17 protein-coding genes and 1 pseudogene are annotated in these 20,561 nt (G+C 70.6%); 9 read left to right on the top strand and 9 right to left on the bottom strand.

Annotated elements, in window-relative coordinates:
* Window positions 1-33: 33 nt before the first annotated feature.
* Entirely contained in the window at window positions 34-1,647 is a 1,614-nt protein-coding gene (locus ACIBAG_RS32100; RefSeq protein WP_399109890.1) for an AMP-binding protein, read from the top strand.
* Between the two features lie 15 nt (window positions 1,648-1,662).
* On the top strand, window positions 1,663-2,475 hold the full coding sequence (locus ACIBAG_RS32095; RefSeq protein ID WP_399109888.1) for a PaaX family transcriptional regulator C-terminal domain-containing protein: 813 nt from the start codon (window positions 1,663-1,665) through the stop codon (window positions 2,473-2,475).
* Window positions 2,476-2,867: 392 nt separating this feature from the next.
* Here ACIBAG_RS32095 and ACIBAG_RS32090 read toward each other — a convergent pair whose 3' ends face one another.
* Both ACIBAG_RS32090 and ACIBAG_RS32085 read right to left on the bottom strand, forming a co-directional pair.
* A complete protein-coding gene (locus ACIBAG_RS32090; RefSeq protein WP_399109886.1) occupies window positions 2,868-5,261 on the bottom strand; it encodes a bifunctional salicylyl-CoA 5-hydroxylase/oxidoreductase in 2,394 nt (797 codons plus the stop codon).
* Between the two features lie 2 nt (window positions 5,262-5,263).
* Entirely contained in the window at window positions 5,264-6,091 is an 828-nt protein-coding gene (locus ACIBAG_RS32085) for an enoyl-CoA hydratase family protein (RefSeq protein WP_399109884.1), read from the bottom strand.
* Window positions 6,092-6,433: 342 nt separating this feature from the next.
* Between ACIBAG_RS32085 and ACIBAG_RS32080 the strand changes: the two genes are divergently transcribed.
* Window positions 6,434-6,886, top strand: coding sequence for an ATP-binding protein (locus ACIBAG_RS32080; RefSeq protein ID WP_399109882.1), 453 nt, complete (start codon window positions 6,434-6,436; stop codon window positions 6,884-6,886).
* Between the two features lie 79 nt (window positions 6,887-6,965).
* On the opposite strand, the gene argF is transcribed toward ACIBAG_RS32080, so the two are convergent.
* Both argF and ACIBAG_RS32070 read right to left on the bottom strand, forming a co-directional pair.
* A complete protein-coding gene (gene argF / locus ACIBAG_RS32075; protein WP_399109880.1) occupies window positions 6,966-7,973 on the bottom strand; it encodes an ornithine carbamoyltransferase in 1,008 nt (335 codons plus the stop codon).
* Between the two features lie 60 nt (window positions 7,974-8,033).
* Window positions 8,034-9,257 (bottom strand): arginine deiminase, encoded by a 1,224-nt coding sequence (locus ACIBAG_RS32070; RefSeq protein WP_399109878.1) that lies wholly within the window; start codon window positions 9,255-9,257, stop codon window positions 8,034-8,036.
* Window positions 9,258-9,421: 164 nt separating this feature from the next.
* Between ACIBAG_RS32070 and ACIBAG_RS32065 the strand changes: the two genes are divergently transcribed.
* Complete coding sequence (locus ACIBAG_RS32065) at window positions 9,422-10,492, top strand: SPFH domain-containing protein (protein ID WP_399109876.1); 1,071 nt, start codon at window positions 9,422-9,424, stop codon at window positions 10,490-10,492.
* The gene (locus ACIBAG_RS32060; RefSeq protein ID WP_399109874.1) at window positions 10,489-11,388 is read left to right on the top strand and encodes a hypothetical protein; all 900 of its coding nucleotides are present in this window, start codon (window positions 10,489-10,491) and stop codon (window positions 11,386-11,388) included. Before ACIBAG_RS32065 ends, ACIBAG_RS32060 begins: the two co-directional genes overlap by 4 nt.
* A gap of 33 nt (window positions 11,389-11,421) precedes the next feature.
* Here ACIBAG_RS32060 and ACIBAG_RS32055 read toward each other — a convergent pair whose 3' ends face one another.
* Window positions 11,422-14,007 carry a polynucleotide kinase-phosphatase gene (locus ACIBAG_RS32055; RefSeq protein WP_399109873.1) on the bottom strand — a complete coding sequence of 862 codons (2,586 nt, stop codon included), beginning with the start codon at window positions 14,005-14,007 and terminating at the stop codon, window positions 11,422-11,424.
* A complete protein-coding gene (locus tag ACIBAG_RS32050) occupies window positions 14,004-15,524 on the bottom strand; it encodes a 3' terminal RNA ribose 2'-O-methyltransferase Hen1 (protein WP_399109871.1) in 1,521 nt (506 codons plus the stop codon). The genes ACIBAG_RS32055 and ACIBAG_RS32050 overlap by 4 nt, the downstream gene beginning before the upstream one ends.
* A gap of 161 nt (window positions 15,525-15,685) precedes the next feature.
* Here ACIBAG_RS32050 and ACIBAG_RS32045 point away from each other — a divergent pair, with 161 nt between their 5' ends.
* Window positions 15,686-16,486: an SAM-dependent methyltransferase gene (locus ACIBAG_RS32045; RefSeq protein ID WP_399109870.1), complete on the top strand. Its 801-nt coding sequence runs from the start codon at window positions 15,686-15,688 to the stop codon at window positions 16,484-16,486.
* Between the two features lie 64 nt (window positions 16,487-16,550).
* Here ACIBAG_RS32045 and ACIBAG_RS32040 read toward each other — a convergent pair whose 3' ends face one another.
* The gene (locus ACIBAG_RS32040; RefSeq protein WP_399109869.1) at window positions 16,551-17,474 is read right to left on the bottom strand and encodes an LLM class F420-dependent oxidoreductase; all 924 of its coding nucleotides are present in this window, start codon (window positions 17,472-17,474) and stop codon (window positions 16,551-16,553) included.
* A 241-nt stretch (window positions 17,475-17,715) separates the two neighbouring features.
* Between ACIBAG_RS32040 and ACIBAG_RS32035 the strand changes: the two genes are divergently transcribed.
* Window positions 17,716-17,886, top strand: a complete 171-nt coding sequence (locus ACIBAG_RS32035; protein WP_399109868.1) for a hypothetical protein — start codon at window positions 17,716-17,718, stop codon at window positions 17,884-17,886.
* Window positions 17,887-18,072: 186 nt separating this feature from the next.
* Here the strand turns inward: ACIBAG_RS32035 and ACIBAG_RS32030 are convergent, their stop codons facing one another.
* A complete protein-coding gene (locus tag ACIBAG_RS32030; RefSeq protein WP_399109867.1) occupies window positions 18,073-18,453 on the bottom strand; it encodes a hypothetical protein in 381 nt (126 codons plus the stop codon).
* A gap of 141 nt (window positions 18,454-18,594) precedes the next feature.
* Window positions 18,595-18,849: pseudogene (locus ACIBAG_RS32025) on the bottom strand (helix-turn-helix domain-containing protein); the annotation flags it as partial.
* On the opposite strand from ACIBAG_RS32025, the gene ACIBAG_RS32020 reads away from it, so the two are divergent.
* Window positions 18,827-19,777 carry an IS630 family transposase gene (locus ACIBAG_RS32020; RefSeq protein ID WP_399109865.1) on the top strand — a complete coding sequence of 317 codons (951 nt, stop codon included), beginning with the start codon at window positions 18,827-18,829 and terminating at the stop codon, window positions 19,775-19,777. The pseudogene ACIBAG_RS32025 and the gene ACIBAG_RS32020 overlap by 23 nt on opposite strands.
* A gap of 155 nt (window positions 19,778-19,932) precedes the next feature.
* Window positions 19,933-20,561 (top strand): VOC family protein (locus ACIBAG_RS32015; protein ID WP_399109863.1); only part of this gene is annotated, 629 nt, incomplete at its 3' end.

Below are 20,561 nucleotides of genomic sequence, written 5' to 3'. Positions count from 1 at the left end.
GGCAGCCCACCACGGCAAGGGGGCGAAACCGCCATGGCCGGTCCGCACCGCTCCGCGCACGTCGACACCTTCGCCCGTGAGCACCTGCCACCGCCCGACCAGTGGCCCGAGCTCCGCTTCGACCTTCCGGGGCTGCGTTACCCCGAACGGCTCAACGCCGCCGCCGAACTGCTCGACGGCCCCGACGACGAGCGCCCCGTGTTCCACACCCCGACCGGCCCCACATGGACGTACGGCACACTGCGCGCTCGTGTCGACCGGCTCGCACATGTGCTCACCGACCACCTCGGCGTGGTCCCTGGCAACCGCGTGCTGCTGCGCGGCCCGACCACGCCCTGGCTGGCCGCCTGCTGGCTGGCGGTGCTGAAGGCAGGCGCGGTCGCCGTCACCGTGCTGGCCCAGCAGCGGTCGCACGAGCTGCGGACCATGTGTGAGATCGCCCAGGTCCGGCACGCGCTGTGCGACATCCGCGCGGTCGACGATCTGGCCAAGGCCGAGATACCCGGCCTGCGCATCACGGCGTACGGCGGCGACGCCCCCGACGATCTGCTGCGTCTCCCGGCGCCCGACGTGCCCTACCCGGCCGTCGACACCGCGGCCGACGACGTCGCGCTCATCGCCTTCACCTCCGGCACCACCGGACGCCCCAAGGGCTGTATGCACTTCCACCGGGATGTGCTCGCGACAGCCGACACCTTCTCGGAACATGTGCTGCAACCACATGTGGGCGATGTCTTCGCCGGCAGTCCCCCGCTCGGCTTCACCTTCGGCCTCGGCGGTCTCGTCATCTTCCCGATGCGGGCCGGGGCCAGCGCCCTGCTGCTCGAACAGGCCGGTCCCAAGCAGCTGTTGCCCGCGATCGCCGAGCACCGGGTGTCCGTGCTGTTCACCGCGCCGACGGCGTACCGCGCGATGCTCGACGAGCTCGACTCGCACGACATCACCTCCCTGCGCCGCTGTGTCTCCGCCGGGGAGAACCTGCCCGCCGCCACCTGGCAGGCCTGGCACGAGCGGACCGGGCTGCGCGTCATCAACGGCATAGGCGCCACGGAGTTGCTGCACATCTTCATCTCCGCGGCCGACGAGCACATCAGGCCCGGAACGACGGGCGTGCCGGTACCGGGCTGGCAGGCACGCGTGGTCGACGAGGACGGCCGGGAAATGCCCGACGGGGAGCCCGGGCTGCTCGCCGTGCGCGGGCCCGTCGGCTGCCGCTATCTCGCCGATCCCCGCCAGCGCGAATACGTGCGCCACGGCTGGAACATCACCGGCGACACCTACGTCCGGGAGAGTGACGGCTACTTCCGCTATGTCGCCCGCGCGGACGACATGATCATCTCGGCCGGGTACAACATCGCGGGTCCGGAGGTCGAGGAGGCGCTGCTGCGCCACCCGGACGTGCTGGAGACCGCGGTGGTGGGGCGGCCCGACGAGGCGCGCGGCCAGGTCGCGGTGGCATACGCGGTGCTCAGGGAGGGTGCGCGACGGGACGCGGAGGCGCTGCGCACGTTCGTCAAGGCCGAGCTGGCGCCGTACAAATGCCCCCGCGAGATCGTCTTCCTGGACGCCCTGCCACGCACCGCGACCGGCAAGCTCCAGCGGTTCCGGCTGCGCGAGATCGGGCACCCGCGGGGTGACCGGCATTGATCCGTAAGACCTAAGATGATCAACGTGTCCGACCAGCATGCACCACGGTCTCTCATCGTCACGCTCTACGGCGCATACGGCCGCCATGTGCCCGGCCCCGTGCCGGTCGCCGAGCTGATCAGACTGCTGGCCGCGGTCGGCGTGGACGCCCCCTCCGTGCGTTCGTCGGTGTCGCGGCTGAAGCGGCGCGGGCTGCTGCTGCCCGCCCGTACGGCGCAGGGCGCGGCGGGGTACGAACTCTCCCCGGACGCCCGTCAGTTGCTCGACGACGGCGACAAGCGCATCTACAGCACCGCGCCGCCCGCCGACGAGGGCTGGGTGCTCGCGGTGTTCTCGGTGCCGGAGTCGGAGCGGCAGAAGCGGCATGTGCTGCGCTCCCGGCTGGCCGGGCTCGGCTTCGGCACGGCGGCTCCCGGGGTCTGGATCGCTCCGGCGCGGCTGTACGAGGAGGCCCGGCACACCCTGCAGCGGCTGCGGCTGGAGGAGTACGTCGACTTCTTCCGCGGCGAGCACCTCGGCTTCGCGCCGACCGCCGCGGCCGTCGCCCGCTGGTGGGACCTGGCCGCGATCGCCAAGGAGCACGAGGCGTTCCTCGACCGGCACGCGCGTGTGCTGCACGACTGGGAGCGGCGCGAGGACACCCCGCCCGAGGAGGCCTACCGCGACTACCTCCTCGCCCTCGACTCCTGGCGCCACCTCCCCTACACCGATCCCGGACTGCCCGCCCGGCTGCTGCCGGGCGACTGGCCGGGCGCACGCTCGGCCGCCGTCTTCCGCGGCCTGCACGAGCGCCTGCGCGACGCGGGAGCCACGTACGCCGGTCTGTGACCTCAGGCACACCATCCGCCACTGACGGAAGCCTCAGGTTCCTCTGCGCCTCTTCTCAAGTTTCTTACCCAGCGTCCGTCGGGTCGTCCGCAGGTAAGAGATGAGGACTGTTGGAGGTCTCGACGGCGACGAGATCCGCCGGCCGACCCGGCGCTGGTCCTCAGGACCCAGGACCAGACCCCCCGGGAGTCCGCGGACGCCGTGTACGCGGTGCCGGCGCAGCGGGGGCTGGTGTGACCGGGTTCAGCCTCTCGCACGGACGCCCTGGAGTCCGAGGCCGTCCACATCTTCCGTGAGGTCGCCGGCGCCTTCCTTCTGATCGACCCGGCGGACGGGACGACGCTGACCGCGGGGATGGTCGAGCTGTCGTACGCCGACGTGGGTGTACGTCCTCAAGTCCCGAGCGTCAGGCGGGGCTTGGGGGCGTCCGTGCGGCCGGTCTGCGGCCGTCGGCTGCCCGCCCGGTACGGGGCCGGCCAGACGACGCCCGGACCGTCGTAGCCCTGCTCGGCCGCCGCGTGCAGCGTCCAGTGCGGGTCGTAGAGGTGCGGGCGGGCGAGGGCGCACAGGTCCGTACGGCCGGCCAGGATGAGGGAGTTGACGTCGTCCCAGGAGGAGATCGCGCCGACCGCGATCACCGGCAGGCCGGTGGTGTGCCGGATCCGGTCCGCGTACGGCGTCTGGTACGACCGCCCGAACTCCGGCCGCTCGTCGGCCACCACCTGCCCGGTCGACACGTCGATCGCGTCGGCGCCGTGCGCGGCGAAGGCGCGGGCGATCTCGACGGCGTCCTCGGCCGACGTGCCGCCCTCGGCCCAGTCCGTGGCGGAGATACGGACGGTCATGGGCCGTTCCTCGGGCCATACGCCGCGTACGGCGTCGAAGACCTCCAGCGGGAAGCGGAGTCGTTTCTCCAGGGTGCCGCCGTAGGCGTCGGTGCGCCGGTTGGTGAGCGGGGAGAGGAAGCCGGAGAGCAGATAGCCGTGCGCGCAGTGCAGTTCGAGGAGGTCGAAGCCGGCCCGGGCGGCGCGCCAGGCGGCCGCGGTGAACTGCTCGCGGATGTCGGTGAGTTGGGCGCGGCCGAGTTCGCGCGGGGTCTGGCTGTACGGCTTGTAGGGGATCGGGGACGGGGCGACCAGCGGCCAGTTGCCGTCGTCCAGGGGCTCGTCCATGCCCTCCCACATCAGCTTGGTCGAGCCCTTGCGCCCGCTGTGGCCGAGTTGCACACCGATCGCGGTTCCGGGTGCCTGGGCGCGCACGAACTGGACGATCCGCTTCCAGGCGTCGGCCTGCCTGCCGGTGTAGAGGCCGGCGCAGCCGGGGGTGATGCGTCCCTCGGGGCTGACGCACACCATCTCGGTCATGACCAGGCCGGCTCCGCCGAGGGCGCGGGCGCCGAGGTGGACGAGGTGGAAGTCGCCGGGGACGCCGTCGGTGGCGGAGTACATGTCCATCGGGGACACGACGACCCGGTTGCGCAGGGTCAGGCCGCGCAGCCGGAACGGGGTGAACATCGGGGGTGTGCCCGGCGGGCAGCCGAAGTCGCGCTCCACGGCCTCGGTGAAGCGGGTGTCGCGCAGGCGCAGGTTGTCGTGGGTGACGCGGCGACTGCGGGTGAGCAGGTTGAAGGCGAACTGGCGGGGCGGCTGGTCGAGGTAGAGGCCGAGGTTCTCGAACCACTCCAGGCTCGCCCGGGCGGCGCGCTGGGTGGAGGCGACGACGGGCTTGCGCTCGTCCTCGTACGCCGTCAACGCCCGCTCCAGCGAGGGCTGTTCCTTCAGGCAGGCGGCGAGCGCGAGGGCGTCCTCGACGGCGAGCTTGGTGCCGGAGCCGATGGAGAAGTGGGCGGTGTGGGCGGCGTCGCCGAGCAGCACGATGTTGCCGTGCGACCAGCGTTCGTTGACGACGGTGCGGAAGGTGGTCCAGGCCGACTTGTTGGACATGAGGGGCCGTCCGCGGAGCGCTTCCGTGAAGATCTTGGCGCAGCGGTCGACGGACTCCTGCGGGGTGACTTCGTCGAACCCGGCCGTGTTCCACACCTCCTCGCGCATCTCGATGATGACGGTGGAGGCGTCGGGCGCGTACGGGTAGCCGTGCAGTTGCATCACGCCGTGCTCGGTCTCGGCGATCTCGAAGCGGAAGGCTTCGAAGGCGAAGTCCGCTGCGAGCCAGATGTAGCGGCAGTGGTGTTCGGCCACATGGGGGCGGAACACATGGGCGTAGGCCTCGCGGGTGGTGCTGTGCACACCGTCCGCGGCGATGACCAGGTCGTGCGTTTCCGCCAGCCGGTCGGGGGGCGGGGCCTCGGCGCGGAAGCGGAGTTCTACGCCGAGGGTGCGGCAGCGGTCGTGCAGGATCTGCAGGAGGCGTTTTCTGCCGAGGGCCGCGAAGCCGTGTCCTCCGGAGGTTTGGCGGGTGCTGCGGTGGACGATGTCGATGTCGTCCCAGCGGGTGAAGTGTTGCTGGAGGGCCTCGTAGACGACTGGGTCGGCGTGTTCGATGCCGCCGAGGGTTTCGTCGGAGAGGACCACTCCGAAGCCGAAGGTGTCGTTGGGGGCGTTGCGTTCCCAGACGGTGACGTCGCGGGATGGGTCGAGGCGTTTCAGCAACGCCGCCGCGTAGAGGCCGCCGGGGCCGCCGCCGATGATGGCGACTCGTAGGGGGTGGTCAGTGTCGTTGGGCGGCTGCGGGTGCGTTGTGGCTGGTCGCGCCCACGCGGCGGTAGTCGCAGATTCAACACCGCCCCGCGCCCCTTTGGTTGGCACAGCCCCGTCAGCCGGCAACATCCCTACCTCCCCTGCCATTTCGGTGGGCGCTTCTCCGTGAAGGCCGCGTGGAACTCTGCGTAGTCCTCACCGTTCATCAGGAGGGCCTGCGTGGCGGCGTCCATCTCCACCGCTGCCGCCAGCGGCATGTCCAGCTCCGCCGTCAGCAGCGCCTTCGTCTGGGCGTATGCCAGTGCCGGGCCGTCGGCCAGGCGACGCGCCAGCGCCTGTGCGGCCTCGTCCGCCCGGCCCTCGTCCACGAGCTCGCTGATCAGACCGATCCGCTCGGCCTCCGGAGCGCGGACCGGTTCGCCCAGCATCAGCAGCCGGGTGGCGTGACCGAGGCCCACCACCCTCGGCAGCAGATACGCCGCGCCCATGTCGCCACCCGACAGGCCCACTCGGGTGAAGAGGAAGGCGAAGCGGGCGGAGGGGTCGGCGATGCGGAAGTCGGCCGCGAGTGCCAGTACCGCGCCGGCTCCGGCCGCCACTCCGTGCACCGCCGCGATCACCGGGAAGGGGCACTCCCGTACGGCCCGCACGACCTGGCCGGTCATCCGGTTGAAGTCGAGCAGCTGGGCGGTGTCCATGGACAGGGTCGCGCCGATGATCTCGTCGACGTCGCCGCCGGAGCAGAAACCGCGCCCCTCGCCGGCCAGCACCAGGGCCCGTACCGTCTTCTCCCGGGACAGCTCGGCGAGCAGGTCGCGCAGGTCGGCGTAGGCGCCGAAGGTGAGCGCGTTGAGTTTCTCGGGGCGCGCGAGGGTGACGGTGGCGACCCCGTCGGCGTGCTCGACCCGCAGGTGCTCCCAGTCGAAGGTGCGGACGGCGGAGCCGGTGAAGGGACTCATGACGTGCGGCCTCCTCGGGCGGACGGCGGGCACTGGCTCACTGAGCTCTACCCTTCGAGCTCTACCTCTCGAAGCTATCACCCAACTTTGACTGTCGTCACGACCACGCGATAACCCGTTCGGGTGCGATCCCAGGTGGGAGCTCGACTGTGACCTGACCCCGTCACATCCGTCACGGATCGTCGACGCCCCCGTAACGGCGGGATCGACAGCGCGAGGCCGACCGTTCACCTGGGTAAGCCGCCCAGCAGTCGGGGCCGAAGGTCCCGAACGGTGCCCGTCGGATGCCTCTGCCGGGTGGCGCCGTACCATTCATAAGGTTGAAAGCAGGACAGCCTGCTCATGAACGGACCCGCCTTGCAAGATCGCCCGCCAGCCTCCGCCTCCTGGCGCATAGCGCTGCCGCACACCGCCGCGGCCGTGCCCGTCGCCCGCGCCCTGGTCCGTACGGCGCTGGCCGAGCTGGAGCATGCCGCCGACAGCGACACCGCGGAACTGCTCACGGCGGAGCTGGTCGCGAACGCCGTCGAACACACCGCGGGCGACGGCCCCATAGAGCTGGTGGTGGAGCTGCTGCCGTCCGGCTGCCAGGTCGAGGTACACGACCCGGACCCGGCACCGCCGGGCAACCTGACCCGACCGGCCGCGGGCGAGCCCGACCCCTGGCAGGAGCACGGGCGGGGACTGCTCCTGATCCGCGCCCTCAGCTCGTCCTGCGGCCACCGGCCCACCGACTCCGGCAAGGCAGTGTGGTTCCGACTGCCGGTCATCCCGGCCCAGCGAAGGCCGACCTAGGGGCGCGAGGAACCGCGCGACAAGCCACACACCACCGACGGTCGGCGGACGACCTGTACCCCTACGGCGCTCCGCACTCTCAAGCCAGCGTGGCCACCAAAACCGCCTTGATGGTGTGCATACGGTTCTCCGCCTCGTCGAACACCACCGAATGCGCCGACTCGAACACCTCGTCGGTCACCTCCAGCGACTCCAGCCCGTGGCTCTCGAAAATCTCGCGACCCACCTTCGTGCCGAGATCGTGGAAGGCCGGCAGGCAGTGCAGGAACTTCACGTCCGGGTTGCCGGTAGCGCGCAGGACGTCCATGGTCACCGCGTAAGGACCCAGCGCGGCGATCCGCTCGTCCCAGACCTCCTTGGGCTCACCCATGGAGACCCACACGTCGGTGGCGACGAAGTCCGCGCCCACGACACCCTCCTCGACCACCTCGGTGAGGGTGATGCGCGCCCCGCTGGTCTCGGCGAGCTCACGGGCCCGTTCGACGATCTCCTGGGCGGGCCAGTAGGTCTTCGGGGCGACGATCCGCACGTCCATGCCGAGCAGCGCGCCGGTGACCAGGTAGGAGTTGCCCATGTTGAAGCGGGCGTCGCCCAGGTAGGCGAAGGCGATCTCCTGGAGCGGCTTGCCGCTGTGCTCCGTCATCGTCAGCACGTCGGCCAGCATCTGCGTGGGGTGCCAGTCGTCGGTCAGGCCGTTGTACACGGGCACGCCCGCGTACGCCGCCAGCTCCTCCACCTTCTGCTGACTGTCCCCGCGGTACTCGATCCCGTCGTACATCCGCCCGAGCACGCGCGCGGTGTCCTTCACGGACTCCTTGTGGCCGATCTGCGAGCCCGAGGGATCCAGGTAGGTCGTCGAGGCGCCCTGATCGGCGGCCGCGACCTCGAATGCGCAGCGGGTGCGCGTCGAGGTCTTCTCGAAGATCAGCGCGATGTTCCTGCCCCGCAGGTACTGCGTCTCGACCCCGGCCTTCTTGGCGGCCTTCAGCTCGGCGGCCAGCTCGATCAGCCCACGGAACTCCTGCTCGGTGAAGTCGAGCTCCTTGAGGAAGTGGCGGCCGGCGAGGGCGGTCGGGACAGTCGCCATGAGGGCGCTCCAGAGGTATGAGAACAGGGACTCTGGAAGTCTATACGATGTTCGGCATTTCTATACGGCCGCACGTTCGACCGGACAGCTCATACAGCGTGGGCCTCCCCTCCCCCGCCCCAGCTCGCTCCCCGGAATCTCGATCACCTCGACGCCCTGCTTGCGCAGATGCGTGTTGGTGGTGGAGTTCCGTTCGTAGGCGACGACGACGCCCGGCTCCACGGCCAGCACGTTGCAGCCGTCGTCCCACTGCTCGCGCTCGGCGGCATGGACGTCCTGGGTCGCGGTCAGCACGCGGATCTCACTCAGCCCCAGGGCGGCGGCGATCGCGCGGTGCATGTGCTCCGGCGGATGGTCGGTGACCTTCAGCTCCTTGTCGCCGGCGCCCGGCTCGATGGTGTACGAGCGGAGCATGCCGAGCCCCGCGTATTGAGTGAAGACGTCGCCGTCGACCATCGTCATCACGGTGTCCAGGTGCATGAGGGCGCGCCGCTTGGGCATGTCGAGGGCCACGATCGTCTCGGCGGAACCGGCGGCGAACAGCTTGTGGGCGAGCATCTCCACGGCCTGCGGGGTGGTCCGCTCGCTCATCCCGATGAGGACCGCGCCATTGCCGATCACCAGGACGTCCCCGCCCTCGATGGTGGAGGGGTAGTCCGCCTGCCCCTCCGACCAGAAGGGGAACGTTTCGTCCCGGAACAGCGGATGGTGCCGGTAGATCGCCTCGAAGTGCACGGTCTCGCGTTGCCGGGCGGGCCAGCGCATGGCGTTGACGGAGACGCCGTCGTAGATCCAGGCGGAGGTGTCGCGGGTGAAGAGGTGATTGGGCAGGGGCGCGAGCAGGAAGTCGTCGAGCTCCATGACGTGGAAGCGCACGGAGGTCGGCTCGGGGTGCGCCTCCAGGAACTCCCGCTTGGTCATGCCCCCGACGAGCGCCTCGACCAGTTCGGAAGAGGGCAGGCCCTCGAAGGCCGCACGGAGGTGGTCGGTGGCGAGCACCCCGTACTCCTTCTCGTCGAAGACCCGGTCGAGGACGAGCTTCCTGGCCGCCGGCATCTCCAGGGCCTCGGTGAGCAGGTCGCCGAAGAGGTGGACGATGACGCCACGGTCGCGCAGCACGTCGGCGAACCCGTCGTGCTCGGCGCGCGCCCGGCGCACCCACAGGACATCGTCGAAGAGCAGCGCGTCCTTGTTGCTGGGGGTGAGCCTTTTGAGCTCGAGATCAGGCCGGTGCAGGATGACGCGGCGCAGCCGCCCGGCCTCGGAGTCGACATGGAATGCCATGCCTCCATCCTGACCATCGGGGGCCGCGTTCACCCCCTACTTGCCCCCTTCTTGTTTTCGTCCTCTTGACGACAACCGCGTCCGTCCATTATCGTCTGAATGACGAGAAACGCGGAGGGGATTCGCGTACGACACGCGCGACGCGCTCTCGCGGAGGGGATCACATGGCCGACATCACCCGGCGCCTCGGCTGGCGCCATCTGCGCGGCGCGCCCACGGCGCACATCCGCCACCACCGCGGCGGAAAGCTGCTGCACGACGGCCCCGGGCTCAGCTTCTGGTTCCGGGCACTGACCGCCGCGCTGTCCGAAGTCCCGGTCGACGACCGCGAGTTGGCGATGACCTTCCATGCCCGTACGTCCGACTTCCAGGACGTGTCCGTACAGGCGACGGTCACCTACCGGATCAGCGACCCGGCGGTGGCCGCGACGCGCCTGGACTTCTCGATCGACCCGGACACGGGCGCGTGGCGGGGCACCCCGCTGGAGCAGCTGGGGACGCTCCTGACGGAGACGGCCCAGCAGCATGCGCTGGACGTCCTGGCGCGCACACCCCTGTCGGCGGCCCTGGTCGACGGGGTCACGGCGGTGCGGGAGCGGATCGCGGCGGGCCTCGCCCGGGAGCCCCGCCTCCCGGCCACCGGCATCGAGGTCGTCGCCGTACGCGTCATGGCGCTGCGGCCGGAGCCCGAGGTGGAGCGGGCGCTGCGCACCCCGGCCCGTGAGCAGATCCAGCAGGAGGCGGACCGGGCGACGTACGAACGCCGGGCGGTGGCCGTCGAGCGGGAGCGGACCATCGCCGAGAACGAACTGGCCAGCCAGATCGAACTCGCCCGCCGCGAGGAGCAGTTGGTGGATCAGCGGGGCACGAACGCGCGCCGCGAGGCCGAGGAGCACGCGGCGGCCGACGCGGTCAGGGCCGAGGCGGAGGCGGCACGGACCGTACGGCTCGCGCAGGCGGAGGCGGCGCGGACGGTGCGGCTCGCGGAGGCGGAGGCCACCCGGTCCGTGCGGCTGGCCCGGGCGGAGGCCGAGGGCGCGCGTGAGGTCGGTGAGGCGCGGGCGCAGGCCCAGGCGGCCTGGCTGCGGGTGCACGGGGAGGTGGACGTGGCGACGCTGCACGCCCTGACCGGGACCCGGCTGGCGGAGAACCTGCCGCGGATCGACAGCGTGACGGTGTCGCCGGACGTCCTGACGGGGCTGCTCGCCAGGCTCGGCATCCAGGACCAGTCGTGAGCCTCGCGCCCCGGGTCGTCCTCGTCCATCGCACCACGGAGTACGAGGAGTTGGTGGCCCGGCACGGCACGCACGGCCAGGCCGCCTTCTTCCTCTCGTCCCGGGGCCGCGACATCGGGGAGATCGCGGAACGCCACCACCGAACGCGCCAGGCGCTGACGGAGGTTGCCGCGGCGATCCCGCTGACCTGGCGTCAGGCCTGGGTGGAGCGGGCCGACCTGGACCGGTTCCTGTTCGCGCCGGAGGACGTGGTGGTCGTGGTCGGGCAGGACGGGCTGGTCGCGAACGTGGCCAAGTACCTCGCCGGACAGCCGGTGCTGGGCATCGACACCGACCCCGGCCGCAACCCGGGCGTCCTGGTACGGCACCGTCCCGAGGACGCCGGCCCGTTGCTCGCCGCCACGCAGTCGGGAGGGGTCCCCTGCGACGAACTCATCATGGTCGAGGCCGTCACCGACGACACGCAACGCCTCGTGGCACTGAACGAGATCTACCTGGGCGCCGCCGGTCATCAGACGGCCCGATACCGCCTGGGCCTGGAGGACGACGGGGGTGTCGTCGAGGCCCAGGCTTCGTCAGGGGTGATCGTCGGTACGGGCACGGGGGCGACCGGCTGGATCCGGTCGGTGTGGCAGGAGCGGGGCCGGCGGCTGCGGCTGCCCGCCCCGACGGAGGACCGCCTGCTGTGGTACGTCCGCGAGGCCTGGCCGTCCCCGGCCACCGGTACGTCGCTGGTGGCCGGGGAACTCGGCGCCGCGACCCGTCTCCGGATCACGGTCGAGTCCGAGCGGCTGGTCGCCTTCGGTGACGGGATGGAGACGGACGCGGTCGAGCTGACCTGGGGGCAGACGGTCCGGTTGGGTGTGTGCCGGGACCGTCTGCGCCTCGTCAACTGAGCCTGGAGCGCCGGCCGTCACCGCCGCTGACCGTCACAGCCGCGGGTCCGCCGGCTCCGACTCCAGCGCCAGCACTCCGAACACGGCCTCGTGCACCCGCCACAGCGGCTCGCCCTCGGCCAGCCGGTCCAGGGCCTCGAGACCCAGCGCGTACTCGCGGATGGCGAGGGACCGCTTGTGGTTGAGGAACCGCTTGCGCAGCCGGTCCAGGTTGTCCGGGCGCGTGTACTCCGGACCGTAGATGATCCGCAGGTACTCACGGCCCCGGCACTTGATACCGGGCTGCACCAGGCGCCCCTCCCCTCCCCCACTCTCGGCTTCGCTCGAGCGGGGGGACCCCCGTCGTACGACCGCGCCGAGCGGCTTGACGACCATGCCCTCGCCGCCGCGACCCGTCATCTCCAGCCACCAGTCGACGCCGGCCTGTACCGACTCCGGGTCCCCGGTGTCGACGTACAGCCGCCGGGTGGTCTGGAGCAGCCCGCTGCCGTCGTGCTCCACCAGCCGGTCGAGAAGGGCGAGCTGCTCGTCGTGCGGGAGCGCGGCGAGGCTGCGGCCCTGGACCGCCAGGATCTGGAACGGAGCGAGGCGTACGCCGTCCAGGCCGTCCGTCGTCCAGCAGTAGCGGCGGTACGCCTCCGTGAACGCGGCCGCGTCCGAGGCCCGCTCTCGCTGGCGGGCCAGCAGGGCCGACACGTCGACGCCGCGCGCCGCAGCGCCCTCCAGCGCGGCCAGCGCACCCGGGAACGCGGCCCCGGAGGCGGCGCCGACCGCCGCGTACTGCGAGCGCAGCAGGCCCGAGGCCTTCAGCGACCAGGGCATCAGCTCGGCGTCGAGCAGCAGCCAGTCCGTCTCCAGTTCCTCCCACAGGCCGGCAGCGCTCACCGAGGCCCGGACCCGCTCCAGGATCGTCTCCGTCACCGACTCGTCGTCGAAGAACGGGCGTCCGGTGCGGGTGTACAGCGACCCCGTCGGGCCGTCGACCCCGAACCGCTTGCGCGCCGCCTCCGCGTCCCGGCACACCAGGGCCACCGCCCGCGAGCCCATGTGCTTCTCCTCGCACACGACCCGCTCGACGCCGTCCTGCGCGTACTGCGCGAAGGCCTCCGCAGGGTGCTCCAGGTAACCCTCGATGTGCGAGGTCGCCGTAGGCGCCATGGTCGGCGGGAGGTACGGCAGCAGACGCGGGTCGACCGCGAAGCGGCTCATGACCTCCAGGGCCGCCGCCGCGTTCTCCTCACGGATCGAGACGCGGCCCTGGTGCCGGGTCTCCACGACCCTGCGCCCGTGCACGTCCGCCAGGTCGAGCGGCCGTCCGTCGTGTCCGCCGGGTGCCTCCGTCCGCAGCGGCTTGGTCGGCTCGTACCAGACCTTCTCGGCCGGTACGTCGACCAGTTCCCGCTCCGGCCAGCGCAGTGCGGTCAGCTTGCCGCCGAAGACCGCGCCGGTGTCCAGGCAGATGGTGTTGTTCAGCCAGGTGGCCTCCGGCACCGGTGTGTGGCCGTACACCACGGCCGCGCGGCCCCGGTAGTCCTCGGCCCACGGGTAGCGCACCGGCAGCCCGAACTCGTCCGTCTCCCCGGTGGTGTCGCCGTACAGCGCGTGCGAACGGACCCGTCCGGACGTACGGCCGTGGTACTTCTCCGGCAGACCGGCGTGACAGACCACCAGGCGGCCGCCGTCGAGGACGTAGTGGCTGACGAGCCCGTCGATGAACTCCCTTACCTCGGCCCGGAACTCCTCGCTCTCGGTCTCCATCTGCTCGATGGTCTCGGCGAGTCCGTGTGTGTGCTGGACCTTGCGGCCCTTGAGGTACCGCCCGTACTTGTTCTCGTGGTTGCCCGGCACGCACAGCGCGTTGCCCGACTTCACCATCGACATCACGCGGCGCAGCACGCCCGGGCTGTCCGGGCCGCGGTCGACGAGGTCGCCGACGAAGACGGCGGTACGGCCGTCCGGGTGCGCTCCGTCGACGTAGCCCAGCTTGCCCAGCAGCGACTCCAGTTCGGAGGCGCAGCCGTGGATGTCACCGACGATGTCGAAGGGGCCGGTGAGGTGGGTGAGGTCGTTGAAGCGCTTCTCGGTGACGACGGTGGCGTTCTCGACGTCCTCCACACCGCGCAGGACGTGCACCTTGCGGAAGCCCTCGCGCTCCAGGTGCCGTACGGACCGCCTGAGTTCGCGGATGTGCCGCTGGATGACCCGGCGCGGCATGTCCGCCCGGTCGGTGCGGGCCACGTTGCGCTCGGCGCACACCTCTTCCGGTACGTCGAGCACGATGGCTATCGGGAGCACGTCGTACCGCTTGGCGAGGTCGATCAGCTGCCGCCGGGCGTCCTGCTGCACGCTGGTGGCGTCGACGACCGTGCGGCGGCCGGCGGCCAGGCGCTTGCCCGCGATGTAGTGCAGGACGTCGAAGGCGTCCCGGGTCGCGCTCTGGTCGTTCTCGTCGTCGGAGACCAGGCCGCGGCAGAAGTCGGAGGAGATCACCTCGGTGGGCTTGAAGTGCCGGCGGGCGAAGGTGGACTTGCCGGAGCCGGAGGCGCCGACGAGGACGACGAGGGAGAGGTCGGTGACGGGCAGGACACGCCCGTTCCTTGCCTGGGTGGTCTCGCTCATGCGGCCTTCGCCTCCTTCTTCTCGTCGTTCGGGTTGCTCCGGGTGCCGGTGTTCATGTCGGCTGTGTTCATGTCGGCTGTCTTCATGTCGAACACGGCCATCTGTGTGGGCGGTCCCACCTCGGGGTCGTCCGGCCCCACGGGCACGAACTCCACGCCGTAGCCGTGCCGTTCGGCGACCGCCGTCGCCCACGCCCGGAACTCCTCGCGCGTCCACTCGAAACGGTGGTCGCCGTGCCGGACGTGCCCGGCCGGGAGGGACTCCCAGCGGACGTTGTACTCGACGTTCGGGGTGGTCACGAGGACGGTCCTCGGGCGGGCCGAGCCGAACACCGCGTACTCCAGGGCGGGCAGCCGGGGCAGGTCGAGGTGCTCGATGACCTCGCTGAGCACGGCGGCGTCGTAGCCCTTGAGCCGGTTGTCGGTGTAGGCGAGGGAGCCCTGGAAGAGCTTCACGCGTGAGGCCTGCCGCTCGCCCATCCGGTCCAGCTTCAGCCGCCGCCCGGCGATGGTGAGCGCCCGCATGGACACGTCCACGCCGACGATCTCGGTGAACGCCGGGTCCTTGAGGAGGGCCTGCACCAGCTGGCCCTGCCCGCAGCCGAGGTCGAGCACACGGGCGGCACCGGACGCCTTGAGCGCGGCGATGATCGCGTCCCGTCGCTGCACGGCGAGCGGCGTCGGCTTCTCCTCGGCCTCGCTCTCGTCGGCCACGGCGTTGTCGATGGCCTCGACCTCGCTGTCGTCGGCCTCCGCGAGCCGCACCAGCTCCAGCCGCTCCATCGCCTCGCGGGTCAGCGACCAGCGGCGCGACAGGTACCGGCTGGTGATCAGCTTCTGCTCCGGGTGGTCCGGCAGCCAGCCCTCACCTGCCCGCAGCAGCTTGTCGACCTCGTCGGACGAGACCCAGTAGTGCTTGGCGTCGTCGAGGACCGGGAGCAGGACGTAGAGGTGGCGCAGGGCCTCGGCGAGGGTCAGGGCCTCCGACTCCAGTACGAGGCGCACGTAGCGCGAGTCGCCCCACTCGGGGAACTGCACATCCAGCGCCACGGGTTCGGCTGTCACCGCCCAGCCGAGCGGCTCGAACAGGCGTCGTACGAGCTCCGGGCCGCCTCGTGCGGGCAGCGCCGGCACCTCGATGCGCAGGGGCAGCGGCTGGGCGGCGCGCTCGGGGCGGGCGTTGCACACGCCCCGCATCGCGCTGGAGAACACACCGCTGAGCGCGACCGCGAGCAGCGAGGACGCCGCGTACGGGCGGTCGTTGACGTACTGTGCGAGCGCCGCGTCGGGTGCGCCGCCCCGGCCCTTGCCCTTGCCCCGCCGGACCAGCGCCACCGCGTCGACCTCCAGCAGCAGCGCCGCCGTGCAGCGCTCGGCGTCCGCCTCCGGGTAGAGGACGTGGGCCTTGCCGTAGGAGGTGGAGAACGCCTGGGATTTCTCGGGGTGCTTGTGCAGCAGGTAGCCGAGGTCGGTGGCCGGGCGCTCTGGAGAGCCGGTGGTGGTGATGGTCAGGAACACGGTGGGCAGGCCTTGGAGTAGGGGTCTGAACTGCGGATACGCACACCGTACAGAGCGGGCAACGGCAGCACCCGTAAATTTTCGCTAGCCTCCGGAACCGTCCGGGCGTTCGAACGACGCACGACCGATCGCCCACGCATGACCGGAAGCGGAGGCCTCACATGACAGACGCCGGATTACGCGCGACCCCCATCGACACCAGCAAGCCCCACTCGGCCCGCATGTACGACTACTTCCTCGGCGGGAAGGACAACTACCCGGTCGACGCGGAGGCGGCCGAGCAGGTGATCTCCCTCTTCCCCGCCGTACGGGAGATGGCGCGGACCAACCGCCGGTTCATGCAGCGCGCCTCACGGCTGCTGGCCGAGCGGGGTGTGCGCCAGTTCCTCGACATCGGAACCGGGATTCCGACCGAGCCGAACCTCCACCAGATCGTGCAGGGGATCGTCCCCGACGCCCGGGTGGTGTACGCGGACAACGATCCGATCGTCCTCAGGCACGCCGAGGCCCTGCTGCACAGCACCCGCGAGGGAAGGACGGCCTACGTCCACGGCGACGTACGGGAGCCGGGCAGGATCCTCGCGGCGGCGCGGGAGACCCTCGACTTCACACAGCCCGTCGCACTGTCCCTGGTGGCACTGCTGCACCTGGTGGTGGACGAGGACGAACCCGGCCGGATCGTGCGCGAGCTGCTCGAACCCCTCCCGCCGGGAAGCCACCTGACGTTGTCCCATGCGACGGGGGACTTCGACCCGGAGACCTGGGAGCGCGTCGTCGAGGTGTACCGCAAGGGCGGCACCCCGGCGCAGGTGCGCTCGCGCGCCGAGTTCGCCGGCTTCTTCACCGGGCTCGACCTGGTGGACCCGGGCGTGGTGCTCGCCTCCGAATGGCACCCCGAGCTCGGCGAGCGGCACGGGGGCGAGGAGATACCCCTGTATGTGGGGGTCGGCCACAAGAGGTGAGGACGCTTCCGGCGGATCGTCCTCATCGGCCGATCCGCCGGACGGCGACTGGACAGCTCGTGGTCTACGACAGCTGCGACTGGACCTGGGAGGAGATGAGCTCCAGGTGGTCCAGGTCGTCGAGGTCGAGGAGCTGGAGGTAGATCCGCCGCGAGCCGATCTCCTGGTACCGGCCGATCTTGTCGACGACCTCCGCGGGGGAGCCGGCGAGCCCGTTGAGCTTCAGCTCGTCGACCTCCCGCCCGATCGCGGCGGCGCGACGGGCGACCTCGTGGTCGTCCTTGCCGACGCAGACGACGAGGGCATTGGAGTAGACGAGTTCGTCACCCTTGCGGCCGGCCTCCTCGGCGGCGGCCCGGACGCGCCCGAACTGCCGCTCGCTGTCCTCGATCGAGGCGAACGGCATGTTGAACTCGTCGGCGTACCGGGCGGCGAGCCGGGGCGTACGGGTGGCGCCGTGTCCGCCGATCAGGACCGGGATCTTGTCCTGGACGGGCTTGGGCAGGGCCGGCGAGTCGGTGAGGTCGTAGTAGGTGCCGTGGAAGTCGAAAGTCCGGCCGGCCTCGGTGGCCCACAGCCCGGTGACGATGGCGAGCTGCTCCTCCAGCCGCCCGAACTTCTCCTTCGGGAACGGGATGCCGTACGCCTTGTGCTCCTCCTCGAACCAGCCCGCTCCCAGGCCGAGTTCGACCCGGCCGCCGGACATCTGGTCGACCTGCGCGACCTGGATGGCGAGCACGCCGGGCAGCCGGAAGGTGCCGGCGGTCATCAAGGTGCCGAGGCGGATGCGCTTGGTCTCGCGTGCGAGGCCGGCGAGGGTGATCCAGGCGTCGGTGGGGCCGGGAAGGCCGTCGACGGATCCCATCTTGAGGTAGTGGTCCGAACGGAAGAACGCGTCGAATCCAAGGTCTTCGGTGGCCTTCGCCACGGTGAGGAGGGTGTCGTAGGTGGCGCCCTGCTGGGGCTCGGTGAAGATGCGAAGATCCATACCTCCATCCTGCACGCCGACGCACCGGCCGACCGCACCGGTCCCCCGGCCTCCCGTGTCCCCGGTCGAGTGAATTCCCGCCATGCGGTTGCCGCCCCTCGCCCGGGCCAGTGACCGCCCCCGACGGTGATCGTTGGCCTCGGCGGAGCCGGACCGGCCGGCTCCCGCTCCGGCCGTCGACCGCCGGGGCGTCACCGTTTCGGCCCATCTCTGTCCGGGGCCGGAGGCCGAGGAGGCCGTCATGTCCGAGGAAATCGCACCGCAGCAGGCCGGCGGCGCCGGTCAGCCGAAGGGGCTGCTGCAGCAGATGGAGGAGCTGATGGCTGCGCTGAACGCGGATCTGTCCGACCTGCAAATGGAAGCGGGTCTTTCACCCATGGAATCCAAGGCGGACCAGGCCAGATCAGAGTAGCCACGAGGCAGCAGCTCTTCGATCTGCCGAGGGCCGAGTCCGGCGCGGACGGGGGCCGCCCGCCCCGCGGCGGCGGGGAGCCCCAGGGCACCGGGGCCGTCTGCGGCAACCTGGCGGCCGCCGCACACGGCGAAACGGCCCTCCCGCCCGGCCGGCAGGCCGAACCGGAGGGCCGCGCCATGTGACTCAGAGCTCCTGGAGGTACACCCTCACGGCGTTGCTCGAATCGGTGTACGACTTCGCGGTGAAGTCGAACTCCTTGGTCTGCCCCTTGGGGCAGGCCTTCGCGCTGTACTGCTTGGAGCCGTCGTTGTAGACCGCGTAGACGCGGGCGCACTCGCCGTCGGCCGCCTTGTCGGTGACGTTGCCGAATACGTCGACCTTGCCGCCCGAGCAGTTGATGGTCCAGTCGGCTTCGGCTCCGCTGGTCTCCGCGTGATGCTCGGTGTTGCACTTGGCGAGCACGCCCACCGGCTGTGCGCCCGCCGATCCGGTGGACAGCGCCAGCCCACCCGCGAGAGCGGCCGTCGCCGCACCAGCGGCGATCATGGTACGGATCTTGGACATGGGTTCCTCCCGTTGGTGCCGTGCGGTGTGTTGTCCGGCAACTCCTTGCCGGGCACTCATCGTCTGGTGACAGCACACGGTCGGAAAACCTCGAAAGTTGCAGGGTGCCCGGCGTCGACCGGCCGAGGAGGATGACCCCGCCTATGCCTGCCGGGTGGTGGCAGCGGGGGTGTGGGTGAGTCGGGCGCGCAGGCGGGCCGCGTCCTGGCCGGGCGGGAGGCCGTAGGTGCTGCGGTACTCGCGGTTGAACTGGCTGGCGCTCACGTAACCGACTGCCTGCGCGACCTGGGCCGCGGTGGCGTCGCCGACGACCAGGCGCCGCCGTGCCTCCTGCAGGCGCAGGTGTTTCTGGTACTTGAGCGGGCTCATGCCGGTGGCTGCTTTGAAGTGCCGGTGCCACTGGTTCAATGAGATCGGCCTGGCCTGCCTGGACCCTCGATGGGCGGGAGGTCGTCCCCGCCTGCTCAGCCCTGACGACGAGGACTTCGTCATCCAGACGGCCACCACCCGCCCCACCAAGCTCGGCCAGCCCTTCACCCGCTGGTCGATCCGTAAACTCGCCGCCTACCTGCGCCGCATCCACGGACGCATCATCCGCATCGGCCGCGAAGCCTTACGGTGCCTGCTCCGTCGCCGCGGCATCACCTTCCAGCGCACCAAGACCTGGAAAGAGTCCCCCGACCCCGAACGCGAGGCCAAGCTGGACCGCATCGAGGAGGTGCTGGAACGCTTCCCGGACCGGGTTTTCGCCATCGACGAGTTCGGCCCCCTTGGGATCCGGCCCACCGCGGGCTCCTGCTGGGCGAAGCAGGGCAAGCCCGACCGCCTGCCGGCGACCTACCGCCGCACTCACGGTGTCACCTACTTCCACGGCTGCTACTCCGTCGGCGACGACACACTCTGGGGCGTCAATCGCCGCCGCAAGGGCACCGCCAATACCCTGACCGCGCTGAAGTCGATCCGCGCCGCCCGGCCCGACGGAGCCCCGATCTACATCATTCTGGACAACCTCTCCGCCCACACCGGCACGGACGTCCGCCGTTGGGCGAAGAAGAACAAGGTCGAGCTGTGCTTCACCCCGACTTACGCCTCCTGGGCCAACCCCATCGAAGCGCACTTCGGACCGCTGAGGCAGTTCACCCTGGCCAACTCCGACCACCGCAGCCACCCTGCACAGACCTGGGCCTTGCACCGCTACCTGCGCTGGCGCAACGCCAACGCCCGCCACCTCGACGTACTTGCCGCTCAGCACAAGGAACGCGCCCGCATCCGCAGCGAGAAAGGCATTCGCTGGGGCGGACGCCCCCTGACGGCCGCAGCTTGATCCAGACCGGCGAAGACTGGACAAGCCCGCGAAGGCTCGAATCGGTGTGGCGGGAACCGGGTTGCCGCCGGCCCTGCTACGCAGCGCAGCCGAAAATCTCTTGCGGCGTGGTCTGAGCACCCGATACCCAGCATCGAGACGACAAGGAGCACAGGATGACGACGCGTCTGGGTTCACTGAACGAGTTCTGCTGGATGGACCTCAAAACCCGTGACTTAGCCGGCACCACCACCTTCTTCTCGAAGACGCTGGGCTGGCGCTTCGCGGTGGACGAGAAGGACTGGCGAAAGGCCACCAAGATAACCGTCGATGGCCACCTGATCGGCAGCGTGAGCGACCTGGCGAACCCGGTCTACCCACCGGGAACACCCGCCCACATCGCCTACTACTTGGCAGTCGACAACGTCGATCACCGCGCCGAAGTGGCGACGGCGAACGGCGCTCGTCTTGTCGTACCTCCCTTCGACGTGGGCGATCAGGGGCGCACGGCGACATTGATTGATCCGGTAGGTGCCGCCTTCTCCCTGTGGCAGCCGCGCAGCTTCGCTGGATGGCAGCTCCCGTCCCACTTGGCGTGTGCCCCGCACCGCATGGTCCTGACGTGCGACCAACCTGAGGAAGCCCGGCACTTCTACGAGAAGACGAGGGGGACTCCTCTGAACTGCGCCGATTTCATCGCTACATGTGGACCTAGGTCGTGTCCGCAAAGTCCCGTCGTCCGCCCGGAGGGCGGGCCCCGCGGCGTCTGGTGCGTGCTCTCGGCGTGCCGGGCGGAAGCCCTCGT

Origin of the sequence: Streptomyces sp. NPDC051243 (assembly GCF_044455405.1) — a bacterium.
Taxonomy (GTDB): domain Bacteria; phylum Actinomycetota; class Actinomycetes; order Streptomycetales; family Streptomycetaceae; genus Streptomyces.
This window is presented reverse-complemented; position numbering and strand designations above follow the sequence as displayed.

Coding starts and splice junctions, on each gene's coding strand:
- ACIBAG_RS32100 (WP_399109890.1), top strand. CDS start 34: ATGGCCGGTCCGCACCGCTCCGCGCACGTCGACACCTTCGCCCGTGAG.
- ACIBAG_RS32095 (WP_399109888.1), top strand. CDS start 1,663: ATGATCAACGTGTCCGACCAGCATGCACCACGGTCTCTCATCGTCACG.
- ACIBAG_RS32090 (WP_399109886.1), bottom strand. CDS start 5,261: ATGTTGCCGGCTGACGGGGCTGTGCCAACCAAAGGGGCGCGGGGCGGT.
- ACIBAG_RS32085 (WP_399109884.1), bottom strand. CDS start 6,091: ATGAGTCCCTTCACCGGCTCCGCCGTCCGCACCTTCGACTGGGAGCAC.
- ACIBAG_RS32080 (WP_399109882.1), top strand. CDS start 6,434: ATGAACGGACCCGCCTTGCAAGATCGCCCGCCAGCCTCCGCCTCCTGG.
- argF (WP_399109880.1), bottom strand. CDS start 7,973: ATGGCGACTGTCCCGACCGCCCTCGCCGGCCGCCACTTCCTCAAGGAG.
- ACIBAG_RS32070 (WP_399109878.1), bottom strand. CDS start 9,257: ATGGCATTCCATGTCGACTCCGAGGCCGGGCGGCTGCGCCGCGTCATC.
- ACIBAG_RS32065 (WP_399109876.1), top strand. CDS start 9,422: ATGGCCGACATCACCCGGCGCCTCGGCTGGCGCCATCTGCGCGGCGCG.
- ACIBAG_RS32055 (WP_399109873.1), bottom strand. CDS start 14,007: ATGAGCGAGACCACCCAGGCAAGGAACGGGCGTGTCCTGCCCGTCACC.
- ACIBAG_RS32045 (WP_399109870.1), top strand. CDS start 15,686: ATGACAGACGCCGGATTACGCGCGACCCCCATCGACACCAGCAAGCCC.
- ACIBAG_RS32040 (WP_399109869.1), bottom strand. CDS start 17,474: ATGGATCTTCGCATCTTCACCGAGCCCCAGCAGGGCGCCACCTACGAC.
- ACIBAG_RS32035 (WP_399109868.1), top strand. CDS start 17,716: ATGTCCGAGGAAATCGCACCGCAGCAGGCCGGCGGCGCCGGTCAGCCG.
- ACIBAG_RS32030 (WP_399109867.1), bottom strand. CDS start 18,453: ATGTCCAAGATCCGTACCATGATCGCCGCTGGTGCGGCGACGGCCGCT.